Raw genomic sequence first — 12,711 nt, 5'->3', positions numbered from 1 at the left:
CAGCCAGACGAAAAACCTCGCGAGCGAAAGCCGCGAGGTTTTTTTTCGCCTAGGTCAGCAGAAACGAGAACACGGCCCCCTTCTCGGGCCGAGGCAGCAGGCGGATGTCGCTGCCGTGCAGCTGCAGGATGCGCTGGACGATCAGCAACCCGAGGCCGCCGCTGCGCCCTCCGGCCGAAGAGAACATCGGCCGCGTGAACAGCGCGGTGCGCAACTCGCTCGGGATGCCGGGGCCGGTGTCGCTGATCTCGACCCGCACGCCCGCCTCGTCCGGCCGCAACTGCACCACGATCTCGCCGCCCGCGGGCGTGTGGCGGATCGCGTTGTCGAGCAGGTTGGTCAGCACGCGCTCGATCATGCCGAGATCGGCCGTCACGGCCGGCAATGAGGGCGCGATGTCCGCCACCAGCCGCTGCTGGCGCGCCTCGGCCGACAGTTCGAACTTCTGGAACACGTCCTGCACAAGGTCGGCCAGTGCGAAATGTTCCTTCTCCGGCTTGACGACGCCGTATTCCAGGCGCGCCAGCTCGAACAGCTCCTGCGACAGCCGCGAGACCTTGCGGCTTTGCGCCAGCGCGATCTCCAGGTAGCGACGGCGCTCCGCGAGGTCCAGCATGTCGGCCTTGACGAGCAGCGTCTCGAGGTAGCCGTGCAACGAGGTCAGCGGTGTGCGCAGGTCGTGCGAGATGTTGGCGAACAGTTCGCGCCGCTGTTGATCCTGCCGCGTGAGTTCGCGCCATTGCTCGGCGATGCGCTGCGTCATCTGGGTGAACGCCTGGGCCAGGGTGGCGATCTCGTCGCCGCCGCGGCTGGCGCGCTCGAAGGCCGGCGCGGCGTCCGGCAGCGCCGCCATGCCCTCGCTTTCGAACTTGCGCACGGCGCCGGTCAGCTCGCGCAGCGGCCGCGTGATCAGATGGAATGCCGCCAGGCCCGCGATCAGGCCCAGCAAGGCCACCAGCGCCACCGACACCAGCGTCGTGCGCAGCACATTGCTGGCCGCGGCATCGGCCAACAGCGCATCGCGCTCCTCGCCCGACAGCACGACGTAGACATAGCCGACCTCGCGGCCGTCGATGGTGAGTGGCGCCGCGCTGAACACCTTGCGCGCACCGCCGCTGCGCGGGTCGTCGCCGACGATCGGCAACGGCGCGCCTTCGAGCAGGCGGCGGACCGGCGCGAGATCGACCCGGTCCCGCTTCAGGTGCCCGGGTGGGGCGGCCTGGGCCTGGATCCGGCCATCGAGACCCAGCAGGTAGACCTCGACGCTGGGGTTGACCGCCATCAGCTTGTCGAACAGGTCGTGCACCGCCGCCTGGTTGAGCCCATCGCGCTCCATCAGCGTCGAGTTCTCCGCGATGTGCGCGGCCAAGCCGCGGGAAAGGCGCTGCGTCACCTCCTGCTCGTGGCGACCGCTGGCCTGCATCTGCAGCCAGATCGAGGCGCCGCAGCAGGCCAGCAGCAGCGCGGCGAACACCAGCGAGAGGCGGCGCGACAGGCTGCCCGCAAGGAGATTCATGGCCCGCCCTCCTGCGCCGCCAGCTTGTAGCCGCGACCCCAGACCGTGAGGATCCGGCTCGGCTGCGCCGGATCGGCCTCGATCTTCATCCGCAGCCGGTTGATGTGGGTGTTGACCGTGTGCTCGTAGCCGTCGTGCTGGTAGCCCCAGACCTGGTTCAGCAGGTCGAGGCGCGAGAACACCTTGCCCGGATGGCGGGCGAAGAAGTGCAGCAGGTCGAATTCGCGCGGCGTGAGCTCGACCGGCTTGCCGTCGACCTGCACCTCCCGCGCCACCGGATCGATGCCGAGATTGCCGATGTCAAGACGCCCCGCCTCCATCCGCGCATTGCGCGCCAGGGCATCGCTGCGGCGCAGCAGCGCCCGCACCCGCGCCACCAGTTCCAGCACCGAGAACGGCTTGGCCAGGTAGTCGTCCGCACCAAGCTCCAGCCCCAGGATGCGATGCACCTCGCTGGACCGGGCGCTGGTGATGATGATCGGGGTGTAGCGGGTCATGGCCCGGGCACGGCGGCAGATCTCGAGGCCGTCGACGCCCGGCAGCATCAGGTCGAGGATCAGCGCATCCCAGCTGCCGCGCTCGAGTTCGCGCAAGCCGGCGTCGCCATCGGCCGCATGCGTGATGGCAAAGCCCTCGTCCTGCAGGTGCATGCGCATCAGCTCGGCGATGTCGGCGTCGTCCTCGACGATCAGAACGCGTCTGGCGGTGTCCATGGCACAGGATTGTGCGGCGATATCGCGAGCCCGTTTGTCACGATTAATTGAACTCTTCGTGATGAATCGGCCAGCAGGTGCGGCCAACAATCCGCCCCATGCAACGCGAACTCCCGCCACCGAAGAGTGCACCGATCCATCCGCTGTGGATGCGCATCACGCATTGGGTCAATGCGGTTGCGGTGCTGGTGCTGGTCACGAGCGGCTGGCGCATCTACGACGCCTCGCCGCTGTTCGGCTTCGAGATCCCGGCCTCCATCACCCTGGGCGGCTGGCTCGCCGGCGCGCTGCAATGGCACTTCGCCGCCATGTGGCTGCTGGTGATCAACGGCCTGGTCTACCTCAGCATGAACATCGCGAGCGGCCGGCTCAAGCGCAAGTTCTTCCCGCTCACGCCGGCCGGGATCTGGCGCGACGCGGTCGCGGCCCTGCGCGGCAAGCTCTCGCACGCCGATCCGCGCCGCTATAACAACGTGCAGCGCCTGGCCTACCTGTTCGTGATGCTCGACCTGGTCCTGATCGTGCTGTCGGGCCTGGTGCTGTGGAAGTCGGTCCAGTTCCCGCTGTTGCGCGAACTGCTGGGCGGCTACGAATTCGCGCGCCGGATTCATTTCTTCGCGATGGCGGCGCTGGTGTGCTTCGTCGCGCTGCACCTCGTGATGGTCGCGCTGGTGCCGCGCACCCTGCTCACGATGCTCAGCAGCCACGGCAAGGAGGCCGCATGAAGATCCTCAAACGACCCGTTCCGCCCGCGATCGACAGCGAAGCGGTGCTTGCCGAGGCGCGCAGGCAGATCGGGCGCCGCATCGAGCAGCCGGCGCGGCGCGCCTTCCTGCAACGCTCGCTGACCCTGGGTGGCCTGTCGCTGCTGACGGGCTGCAGCATCAGCGACAACAGTACCGTCGAAGCGGCGCTGGGCCGCATCTCGCGCTTCAACGACGCGGCGCAGGGCTGGCTGTTCGACCCGAACCGGCTGGCGCCGACCTATCCCGAATCGATGATCACGCGGCCGTTCCCGTTCAACGCCTACTACGGCGAGGACGAGGTCCGGGTGGTCGAGGAGGCCGGCTTTCGGCTCGAAGTGACGGGCCTGGTCGCCGACAAGCGCAGCTGGACCCTGGCCGACCTGCGGGCGATGCCGCAGCGCGACCAGGTCACGCGGCACATCTGCGTCGAAGGCTGGAGCGCGATCGGCAAGTGGGGCGGCGTCCCGTTCGCCGATTTCCTGCGCAGGGTCGGCGCCGACACGAGCGCGAAATACGTCGGCTTCAAATGCGCCGACGACTACTACACCAGCATCGACATGGCGACGGCGCTGCATCCGCAGACCCTGCTCGCGCTGAGTTGGGACGGCCAGCCGCTGCCGCCCAAATACGGCTTCCCGATGAAGCTGCGGATGCCCACCAAGCTGGGCTACAAGAACCCCAAGCACATCCAGGCGATCTTCGTCACCAACACCTACTCTGGCGGCTACTGGGAAGACCAGGGCTACAACTGGTTCGGCGGCAGTTGAGTCCACCGGCTCGATGCTGTTGAAAACGCGCGGCCGTGTTCGCTCGAACCGTGCCCATCGAAACTTCAACTTGAGGATTTCCGAAAATGAACAAGCTCACCACTACGCTCCTCGCCGGCTTCCTGGCCATCGGCTCGGCTTCGGCCTTCGCGGCCGACGACATGAGCAAGGACGCCATGTCGAAAGATGCCATGACCAAGGACAGCATGAAGAAAGACTCGATGACCAAGGACAGCATGAAGAAGGACTCGATGGCGAAGGACGCCATGAAGAAGGACTCGATGGCCAAGGACGCCATGTCGAAGGACGGCATGTCGAAGGATGGAATGGCCAAGGACGAAATGAAAAAGTAGCCATGAACCTCCCTTTTCCCTCATCGCCTGCCACGCGCCCGCACGGCGCGCGGCCCAGCGGACTGGCCCGGCGCCCCGTGCTGGTCCTGCTGGCACTCGCGGCGGCCGCGGCGCTGTCGCGTGTCGGGCCCTCGTTCGCGGCCGAACCGGCGGTGGTGATTCCCCCGCCGGCCGAAGATGCGCCATCGACGTCCGGCGCCGGCCCGGAGACAGCAGTGATCGCCGGCGGCTGTTTCTGGGGCGTGCAGGGCGTGTTCCAGCACGTCAAGGGCGTGACCAGCGCCGTCTCCGGCTATGCCGGCGGCGAGGCCGGCACGGCCCAGTACGACGCGGTCGGCATGGGCAACACGGGCCACGCCGAATCGGTCCGGATCACTTTCGACCCCCAACAGATCAGCTATGGACAGATCCTGCAGATCTATTTCTCGGTCGCCCACGATCCGACCCAACTGAACCGGCAAGGGCCGGACGTCGGCATGCAGTACCGCTCGACGATCTTTGCGTCGAGCCCGCAGCAGTCGCGCATCGCCAAGGCCTACATCGCGCAGCTCGACCGCGCGAAGGTGTTCGGCAAGCCGATCGCCACCACGGTCGAGGCGCTCAAGGCCTTCTACCCGGCCGAGGCCTACCACCAGGACTTCATGACCCGCAACCCGGACCACCCGTACATCGCGTACAACGACCTGCCGAAGATCGACAACCTGAAACGGGTGTTTCCGGATCGCTATCGCGCGAAGCCGGTGCTGGTGGGTTCCGGCGCCTGAAGCTCAGACGCTCGCCGGCTGGGGTTGCGGCGGCGGCCCGTAGGCGTTGGACTCGGCCTGGCTCGGCTGCACCGTGAAGTAGAGCAGCACCAGCCCGCCGATGACGGGGACCAGCCCGATCAGCAGCAGCCACGCGGACTTGCCCACGTCATGCAGACGCCGGGCGCCGGCGGCCAGCAGCGGCAGCAGGAAGGCCAGGACCACCAGCAGGTAGAGGTAGTCGTTGATGAGGCGGGCGGCGAAGGAAAGGATCACGTACGCCAAGACGAACCACCAATATTCGGGCCGCGAGGCGCGGCCGGAAAAGTCGACGTACTTGCGAAAGCAGGTCTGAACGGCCTGTTGAAAGTTCATGAGCAACTCCTCTCATTGATTCCCACGGGACAGCCCCGCGGCCATCATATCGAGCAGCGCTGCCAATGCCGATGACGGCCGTCAAGCTCGCGGCCGCAACTTCCGAAGCAGCCCCGCCGTGGAAGAGTCCAGCCCCTCGACATTGCCGGAAGCCAGCCGCGGCTCGATGTCCCTGGCCAGCACCTTGCCGAGCTCCACGCCCCACTGGTCGAAGCTGTTGATGCCCCACACCGAGCCGCTCGTGAACACGCGATGCTCGTAGAGCGCGACGAAGGCCCCCAGCGATTCCGGCGTCAGCTTCTCGAGCACGAAGAAGCTGCTGGGCCGGTTGCCCGGGAAGTTCCTGTGACCGCCGGCATCGGCCTGCCCGACCATCAGCGCCTGGGCCTGCGCCAGCGCGTTCGCGAGCAGCTTGGGGTGGTGGCCTTCGAGGTCGTGGGCCGCATCGCGCACCGCGATGAACTCCAGCGGAATCACGTCCGTGCCTTGGTGCAGCATCTGGAAGTAGGCATGCTGCCCGTTGGTGCCGGGTTCGCCCCAGAGCACCGGCGAAGTGCCGAACGGCACCGGCTTGCCGTCCATGTCGACCTGCTTGCCGTTGCTCTCCATCTCGAGCTGCTGCAGATAGGCCGGCAGCCGCCGGAGCGGGCTGTGGTACGGCGCGATGCCACGGCTCGAGAAGCGGTGGAAGTTCCGGTACCAGACATCGAGCAGGCCCAGCCGCACCGGCAGGTTCTGTTCGAGCGGCGCGGTGAGGAAGTGTTCATCCATCGCACGCGCGCCGGCCAGCAGCCGCCGGAAGCCCTCCGACCCGATCGCCAGCGCAATCGGCAGGCCGATGGCGGACCACAGCGAGTAGCGCCCGCCGACCCAGTCCCAGAAGCCGAAGGTGGTCTCGATGCCGAACGCGCGCGCCGCCTCGACGTTGGTGGTGAGGGCCGCGAAATGGCGCGCGATGTCGACGCTGCCCGACTGTTCGAACCAGCGCTTGGCCGAGTGCGCATTGGCCATCGTCTCGGCGGTGGTGAAGGTCTTCGACGCGATCAGGAACAGCGTGTGTTCCGGCGCGAGTCCCCGCAGCACGCCATTGAGTTCATGGCCGTCGACGTTGGAGACGAAGTGGAAGCGCTTGCCGGGCGCGACGTCGGCTTCGAGCGCCAGCACCGCCATCTGCGGCCCGAGGTCGGACCCGCCGATGCCGATGTTGACCACGTCGGTGATCGTGTGGTCCGCGCGGACCGCCTCGGCGAAGGCCAGCATCGCGCTCAACGTCGCCTGGACATCGTTGAACGCCGACGCAAGGCCCGCATCCACCGCAGCGCCCTGTGGCGTGCGCAGCAGGGTGTGGAGCACCGCGCGCTTCTCGGTGGCATTGATGTGCTGGCCGGCGAACATCGCGTCCCGATGCGCCTCCAGCCCCGTTTCGCGGGCCAGCGCCATGAGCAAGGCCTCGGTGCGCGCGTCGATCAGGTTCTTCGACAGGTCCGCGAACACATGGGGCGCCGACTGGCTCAGCGCCTCGAAGCGCTTCGCATCCTCCGCAAAGGCGCGCCGCAGATCGAAGCCCTTGCCGCTCGCCTCGTAGTGCGCCTCGAGCGATGCCCAGGCAGCCGCCCGGTCTGCGCGCGTGCGCTGCATCATGAGGCTCCCATGAGCTTCTCGAGCTTCACCGCGTCGGCGGCGAAGGCGCGGATGCCTTCGGCGAGCTTCTCGGTGGCCATGGCGTCATCGTTCAGCGCATATCGGAATGCCGGCTCGTCGAAGGCGACCTTCGGGATGTCCTTGCGCTTCGCCGCTTCGGCGTCCAGCGCGTGCGCGAGCGGCGCTTCGCTGGTGGCGAGTTCGGCGAGCAGCTCCGGGCTGATGGTCAGCAGGTCGCTGCCGGCCAGCGCCGCGATCTGGCCCACGTTGCGGAAGCTCGCGCCCATGACCTCGGTCCGGATGCCGTGCTTCTTGTAGTAGTCGAAGATCGTGCGAACGGATTTCACGCCCGGGTCGTTGGCGCCGGCGTTCTCCGTCTCGACCCAGTGGCTGCCGGCCGACTTCTTGTACCAGTCGTAGATGCGGCCGACGAAGGGCGAAATGAGCTGCACCCCGGCCGCCCCGCAGGCCACCGCCTGCGCGAACGAAAAGAGCAGCGTCAGGTTGCAGTGGATGCCCTTCTGCTCGAGCCGGCGCGCCGCCTCGATGCCCTCCCAGGTGGAGGCGATCTTGATCAGCAGGCGCTTCTCGACGTCGATGCCCTCGGCGCGGTACAGCGCCACGATGCGCTCGGCGCGCGCGATCGTCGCCTCGGTATCGAAGCTCAGCCGTGCATCCACCTCGGTGGACACGCGGCCGGGAATGATCGAGAGGATCTCGGTGCCGAAGCGCACCAGCAGGCGGTCGATCACCTCGTCGATGGGCATTCCGTCGTGCTTGCGGACCGCCTCGTCGAGCAGCGGCCGGTATTCCGGCTTCTGCACCGCTTTCAGGATGAGCGACGGATTGGTCGTCGCATCGCGCGGCTTGAACTGGGCGAGCTGGCGAAAATCACCGGTGTCGGCTACCACGGTGGTCCACTGACGGAGGGTATCGAGTTGGTTCATGCGGCCATTATCCCGCCGCAAAACTACAGCTCGTGTGGTCCCCGGCTGACGCGGGCCCCTGCCGCGCGTCGCTAGTCTCGGCTGTTCCACCCACTTCACTCAGGACACTCAGGAGGAACTCCATGGGTCTGCGCACTCGCCGGGCACCACCGCCCGCCGCCGCCTTCGACGACCGCGCCATGAGCGCCTCGATCGGAACGCTGGCCACTGCCTTCTGCGTCGGCAGCGCGCTGACGCTGCTGGCGCTTTCCACCGCGCGCACGGCACGCAACGGCGCGGTCCCCGGCCCGGCGGACGGCGCGCCGCTGATGCGCGCGCCCCTGCAGGTGGTCGCACCCGTCGATCTGCGGCGTTACGCGGGCCTCTGGCACGAACAGGCGCGTTTGCCGAACCGGTCCGAACGCCGATGCGCGGGCCCGGTGACGGCCGAATACACCGTGACGGACGACGGCAGCGTGCGAGTGCGCAACCGCTGCATCCTGGACGACGGACGCCTCGACGAATCGGTCGGCACGGCGCGCGTGGTGGAGGTTCCGGGCCAGCCGGGGGCGGGCCGGCTCGAAGTGCGTTTCGCGCCCGACTGGCTGGCCTGGCTGCCGGCCGTGTGGGGCGACTACTGGATCCTGAAGCTGGACCGCGACTACCAGGTCGCGCTGGTAGGCACGCCCGACCGCAGGTGCCTGTGGGTGCTGTCGCGCGCGCCGGTACTCGACGTGGCGATGCTCCACGCGGAGCTCGACTACGCGCGCACGCTCGGCTTCGATGTCGACAAGGTGGAGCTGACCGGCAAATAGGCCGCGAGTTGGGCGGGCACCTGGCTCGGCCGTTCGCAGTGGATCGCCTTCCAGCCGAACTCGCGTGCGGCCGCGACGTTGGCGGCGGAATCGTCGATGAAGACGGTCTCCGAGGCCTGGAGGCCGTAGCGCTGCGCCAGCAGGTCGTAGATGCCGCGCTGCGGCTTCACCACCTTCACGTCGCCGGAAAAGATGCCGCCATCGAACCACGCGAAGAAGGCATGGCGGTATTCGAGCACCCGCGCATAGGGCGCCGGCATGTTCGAGAGGTAGTAGAGCCGCAGGTCTTCGCCGGCATCGCGCCGATCGCGCAGCCTGGCGAGCAGGTCCACCGTGACCCCGATCGGCTCCAGCCTCTCGCCCATGGGCGCAAGCACCTCGGTCAGCCGATCGCTCGGCAAGGAAAGACGCAGGGCCATGCGGCCGATCGCGTCGTCGAGCGAATGCGTGCCGCGGTCGAAGCCGAGCCAGTCCTCGTGGTGGAACATCTGGCTCGCGAGCGCGTGCGCCGCATCGGCCGTGGGCGCATGGGCCGGGAAATGGGTCTGCACCAGGTCCACCGGTTCCCAGGTCAGAAGAACGGCACCGAGGTCGAAAACGACATTCATAGGGCAACCGGCACGATGGAGACGCCGTGGTTGGTCAGGGACAGGTGGGTCTGCGCGCCGGCGGCAAGCGGATGCACGAGGTCGGTCGACACGACGAACACCGAACCGAGCGCGGTGTCGAAAGCATACTCGTAGAAGTTGCCGAGGAAAGACGCCTTGCGCACCGTGGCCGGCAGGCCCACCGCGGCACCGATGTACCAGGCCTCCGGCCGCACCGCGACCTTGACGATGCCGGGCGCGACCGCGTGGTGCGGCGTCAGGGTCAGCGGCCCCATCTGCACCCGCCCGTCGGGCTGCGCGAGCGCCGGGAACACCATCGCCTCGCCCATGAAGCCGGCGACGAATTCGCTTTCCGGGTTGCCGTAGAGCTGCTCGGGCGTGCCGCGCTGGGCGATCACGCCATGGTCCATCACGATGATCTGGTCGCTCACCGCCAGGGCCTCGCTCTGGTCGTGCGTGACGTAGGCCACCGTGAGTTGCAGGCGCTGCTGCAGGTTGCGGATTTCCTCGCGCATCTCGCGGCGCAGCCGTGCGTCGAGGTTCGACAGGGGCTCGTCGAACAGCAGCACCGCGGGCTCCAGCACCAGCGCACGCGCCAGCGCCACGCGCTGCTGCTGCCCGCCGGAGAGCTCGCTCGGAAGCCGCTCGTCGAAATCGACCAGGCCGACGCCTTTCAGCGCATCGCGCGCCCGCGCGCGGGCTTCGTCCTTCCGCATGCCGCTCATGCGCAGGCCGTAGCTCACGTTCTCGATCACGTTCATGTGCGGGAAGAGCGCATAGCTCTGGAACATCATGCTCACGTTGCGCTCGGCGGGGCCGAGCCCGGTGACGTCGCGGCCGCCCATGATGATCGTGCCCGAGGTGGGGGATTCCAGGCCGGCGATCATGCGCAGCGTGGTCGTCTTGCCGCAGCCCGAAGGGCCGAGGATGGTGGTCAGCGTGCCGGCCGGCACCTCGAAGCTGATGCCCTTGACCGCCAGCGGCGCGTTCGCGTTCTTCCCGTAGCGCTTGGTGACGTTGCGAAATTCGATGCCGTTGCTCATGGGTTCCTGCATTTGAGTTTTCCACCACGCTATCGCGTGACCCGCGACGCATGAAACCGGCGCGCGAAAGGCCAGGAACCCCGCGGAACCGGCTTTGCCGGGCCGCCGGGGTTGCCCCCGGAGAGGGGGTGTCCGAGCCACACGAAGTGGGCGAGGCTGGGGGTGAGTTTCATTTCAGGTCGCGACCGGGACCAGCGCGGGCGCGTCGGCCTTGCGGCGGCCGAGCTTGCGCTCGCCGACGACGAGCTGCACGAGCACGATCGCCGCCGCCATCAGGATCATGAGCACCGTGCAATAGGCGAGCGCGACGCCGTAGTCGCCGTTGCCGACGCGGCCGATGATGTAGGTGGTTGCGAGTTCGTTCTCGGCCGTGACCAGGAAGATCACCGCGCTCACCGTCGTCATCGCGCGCACGAAGCTGTAGACCAGCGCCGCCGCCAGCGCCGGCTTCAAGAGCGGCAGCACCACCTTGAAGAGCGTCTGCGAGGTCGATGCGCGCAGCATGAGCGAGGCCTCGTCGAGCGAGCGGTCGATCTGCTTGAACGCCGCCGTGCCCGCACGCACGCCGACCGGCAGGTTCCGGAACATGAAGCACAGCACGATGATGAGCCCGGTGCCCGTGAGCTCCAGCGGCGGCACGTTGAACGCAAGGATGTAGCTCACGCCGAGCACCGTGCCCGGTATGGCAAAGGCCAGCAGCGCCGCGAACTCGAAGGCGCCCTGGCCCCTGAATTCGTTGCGCGAGAGCAGCCACGCGATCAAGAGGCCCAGCCCGGCGGTGAGCGGCGCGGAAATGCCCGCGAGCTTGAGCGTGGTGATGAGCGAATTCCACGCGGTGCCCGCCCACACCACGCCGAACTGGCCCCACTCGAGCGCGAACGCCGTCCTGAAGTGATGGAGCGTGAAGCTGTAGTCGCGCCCCCAGGTCTGCACGAAGCCGCCCGCGAAGGCGAAGAGGTAGACCACCACCGTGAACACGATCCACGGCAGGGCGATGCAGTAGATCGCGTGCCGCACGCCGTCCGGCAGCGGCATCGCGATGCCGGCATCGCCCTTGCCGCTCACCGTGGTGTAGCTGCGCCGGCCGAGCAGCCCGCGCTGGAGCGCGAACACCGCGAGCGCGAAGAAGGTCAGCACCCATGCCAGCGAAGCGGCGCGGCCCTGGTCGTACTGCGCGCCGACGATCGCGAAGAAGATGTCCGTCGACAGCACCGAGAACTGGCCGCCGACCACGATCGGGTTGCCGAAGTCCGCGATGCTTTCGATGAAGCCGACGAGGAACGCATTCGCGAGCCCCGGCCTGATGAGCGGCAGCGTGATCGTGAAGAAGGCGCGGCGACGGTCTGCGCGCAGCATCAGCGCCGCCTCCTCGAGACTCGGCGCCACGCCCTGCACCACGCCGCGCATGATCATGAAGGCGATCGGCGTGAACGCGAAGAGCTGCGCGACCAGCACGCCCGGCATGCCGTAGAACCAGCGCGTGGGCTCGATGCCGAAGGCGCTTTCGAGCAGCTGGTTGACCACGCCCGCGCGGCCGAAGAGCAGGATCAAGCCGAGGCCGACCACGAACGGCGGCGTGATGATCGGCAGCAGCGCGAGCACGCGCAGCGGCGCCTGCCAGCGCCGGCTGCCGCGCTCGGCCACGAGCGCCATCAGCGTGCCGAGGAAGGTCGTGCCCGCCGCGGTGAGCAGCGCGAGCACCAGCGTGTTCCACGCAACGCCGCAACGAACGCCGCCCGTGAGGCAGCCCAGCCCCCACACGCGCTCGGTGGCGATGCGCGCCAGGAACGCGGCCGACGACCAGCGCCCGTCCTCGTCGAGAAAGGCCCCCGCCAGCGCCTTGCTCACCGGGTAGGCGATGAACACCGCCATCAGCACGCCCGAGGCGATCACCGCGCCGGCGACGAAAAGATCGCCCTTGAAAAAGCCCAGGCGCGCGATCCCGAACGCCGCCAGCAGCAGCAGCGCCGAGAACGCCACGAACCCGCCTGCGCCCATCCCGAACTGGTTCACCGGCAGCTCGCCGAGCTGCGTGTTGAGGATCGCCAGCGACCAGCCCCGCGCGCCGATGAGGAAGCCGCTCAATGCCAGGCCGATGCTCCCCACCGCGCCGCCGATGAACAAGAGCCGCCCCTGCGCGCGTCCGCCGCGAAGCAGGCCGCCGAGCAGGCACAAGGCCAGCCCGATGAGACCGATCCAGAGCCAGCTGCGGCCCTGGAACGCCGCCTGCATCACGCCGTTGGCCGCTTCGCCATCGCCGAACACCTGCGGAATCGCCTCGTACCACGCGGTGTCCTGGATCGCGTACCACGGCAGTGCGAGGTAGCCGACGAGGCCCGCGACGATGCAGGTCCAGATGGATCGGTTGGGGCTGCGCCGCCCGTGCATGAGGTCCTCGTCGAAAAAACAAAAATGGCCCCGCGGGCCGCTTTCAGCTTAGCGCGGAGTCACGAATGACCGGATCG

Annotated in this window: 13 protein-coding genes; 5 read left to right on the top strand and 8 right to left on the bottom strand. The window is 68.0% G+C overall.

Going from position 1 to position 12,711, the window contains the following annotated elements:
* Window positions 1-49: 49 nt before the first annotated feature.
* Window positions 50-1,516 (bottom strand): sensor histidine kinase, encoded by a 1,467-nt coding sequence (locus VAR608DRAFT_RS21100; protein WP_088955833.1) that lies wholly within the window; start codon window positions 1,514-1,516, stop codon window positions 50-52.
* Window positions 1,513-2,229 carry a response regulator transcription factor gene (locus VAR608DRAFT_RS21095; RefSeq protein ID WP_088955832.1) on the bottom strand — a complete coding sequence of 239 codons (717 nt, stop codon included), beginning with the start codon at window positions 2,227-2,229 and terminating at the stop codon, window positions 1,513-1,515. Before VAR608DRAFT_RS21095 ends, VAR608DRAFT_RS21100 begins: the two co-directional genes overlap by 4 nt.
* A gap of 98 nt (window positions 2,230-2,327) precedes the next feature.
* Here VAR608DRAFT_RS21095 and VAR608DRAFT_RS21090 point away from each other — a divergent pair, with 98 nt between their 5' ends.
* The 4 genes from VAR608DRAFT_RS21090 (at window position 2,328) to msrA (ending at window position 4,859) form a co-directional block, all read left to right on the top strand.
* A complete protein-coding gene (locus VAR608DRAFT_RS21090; protein ID WP_088955831.1) occupies window positions 2,328-2,954 on the top strand; it encodes a cytochrome b/b6 domain-containing protein in 627 nt (208 codons plus the stop codon).
* Entirely contained in the window at window positions 2,951-3,742 is a 792-nt protein-coding gene (locus VAR608DRAFT_RS21085) for a molybdopterin-binding protein (protein WP_088955830.1), read from the top strand. Before VAR608DRAFT_RS21090 ends, VAR608DRAFT_RS21085 begins: the two co-directional genes overlap by 4 nt.
* An 86-nt stretch (window positions 3,743-3,828) precedes the next feature.
* A complete protein-coding gene (locus VAR608DRAFT_RS21080) occupies window positions 3,829-4,095 on the top strand; it encodes a pentapeptide MXKDX repeat protein (protein ID WP_088955829.1) in 267 nt (88 codons plus the stop codon).
* A gap of 2 nt (window positions 4,096-4,097) precedes the next feature.
* Window positions 4,098-4,859, top strand: a complete 762-nt coding sequence (msrA, locus tag VAR608DRAFT_RS21075; protein WP_088955828.1) for a peptide-methionine (S)-S-oxide reductase MsrA — start codon at window positions 4,098-4,100, stop codon at window positions 4,857-4,859.
* Window positions 4,860-4,862: 3 nt separating this feature from the next.
* Here msrA and VAR608DRAFT_RS21070 read toward each other — a convergent pair whose 3' ends face one another.
* The 3 genes from VAR608DRAFT_RS21070 to tal form a co-directional block, all read right to left on the bottom strand.
* A complete protein-coding gene (locus VAR608DRAFT_RS21070) occupies window positions 4,863-5,213 on the bottom strand; it encodes a DUF805 domain-containing protein (RefSeq protein ID WP_088955827.1) in 351 nt (116 codons plus the stop codon).
* A gap of 81 nt (window positions 5,214-5,294) precedes the next feature.
* On the bottom strand, window positions 5,295-6,851 hold the full coding sequence (pgi, locus tag VAR608DRAFT_RS21065) for a glucose-6-phosphate isomerase (protein ID WP_088958894.1): 1,557 nt from the start codon (window positions 6,849-6,851) through the stop codon (window positions 5,295-5,297).
* Window positions 6,851-7,801 (bottom strand): transaldolase, encoded by a 951-nt coding sequence (gene tal, locus VAR608DRAFT_RS21060; RefSeq protein WP_088955826.1) that lies wholly within the window; start codon window positions 7,799-7,801, stop codon window positions 6,851-6,853. Before tal ends, pgi begins: the two co-directional genes overlap by 1 nt.
* Before the next feature lie 122 nt (window positions 7,802-7,923).
* On the opposite strand from tal, the gene VAR608DRAFT_RS21055 reads away from it, so the two are divergent.
* Window positions 7,924-8,595: a lipocalin family protein gene (locus tag VAR608DRAFT_RS21055; protein ID WP_088955825.1), complete on the top strand. Its 672-nt coding sequence runs from the start codon at window positions 7,924-7,926 to the stop codon at window positions 8,593-8,595.
* Here the strand turns inward: VAR608DRAFT_RS21055 and VAR608DRAFT_RS21050 are convergent.
* The 3 genes from VAR608DRAFT_RS21050 to VAR608DRAFT_RS21040 all read right to left on the bottom strand — a co-directional run bounded on the left by VAR608DRAFT_RS21050 (window position 8,541) and on the right by VAR608DRAFT_RS21040 (window position 12,634).
* Window positions 8,541-9,203 carry an HAD family hydrolase gene (locus VAR608DRAFT_RS21050; protein ID WP_088955824.1) on the bottom strand — a complete coding sequence of 221 codons (663 nt, stop codon included), beginning with the start codon at window positions 9,201-9,203 and terminating at the stop codon, window positions 8,541-8,543. The genes VAR608DRAFT_RS21055 and VAR608DRAFT_RS21050 overlap by 55 nt on opposite strands.
* On the bottom strand, window positions 9,200-10,258 hold the full coding sequence (locus tag VAR608DRAFT_RS21045; RefSeq protein WP_443082879.1) for an ABC transporter ATP-binding protein: 1,059 nt from the start codon (window positions 10,256-10,258) through the stop codon (window positions 9,200-9,202). Before VAR608DRAFT_RS21045 ends, VAR608DRAFT_RS21050 begins: the two co-directional genes overlap by 4 nt.
* Before the next feature lie 162 nt (window positions 10,259-10,420).
* The gene (locus tag VAR608DRAFT_RS21040; RefSeq protein ID WP_088955823.1) at window positions 10,421-12,634 is read right to left on the bottom strand and encodes an ABC transporter permease; all 2,214 of its coding nucleotides are present in this window, start codon (window positions 12,632-12,634) and stop codon (window positions 10,421-10,423) included.
* Window positions 12,635-12,711 lie beyond the last annotated feature (77 nt).

It is taken from the genome of Variovorax sp. HW608 (assembly GCF_900090195.1).
In the GTDB taxonomy this organism is placed as follows: Bacteria; Pseudomonadota; Gammaproteobacteria; order Burkholderiales; family Burkholderiaceae_C; genus Variovorax.
Note: the sequence above shows the minus strand (reverse complement) of the source record. Positions and strands in the feature narration are given on the sequence as shown.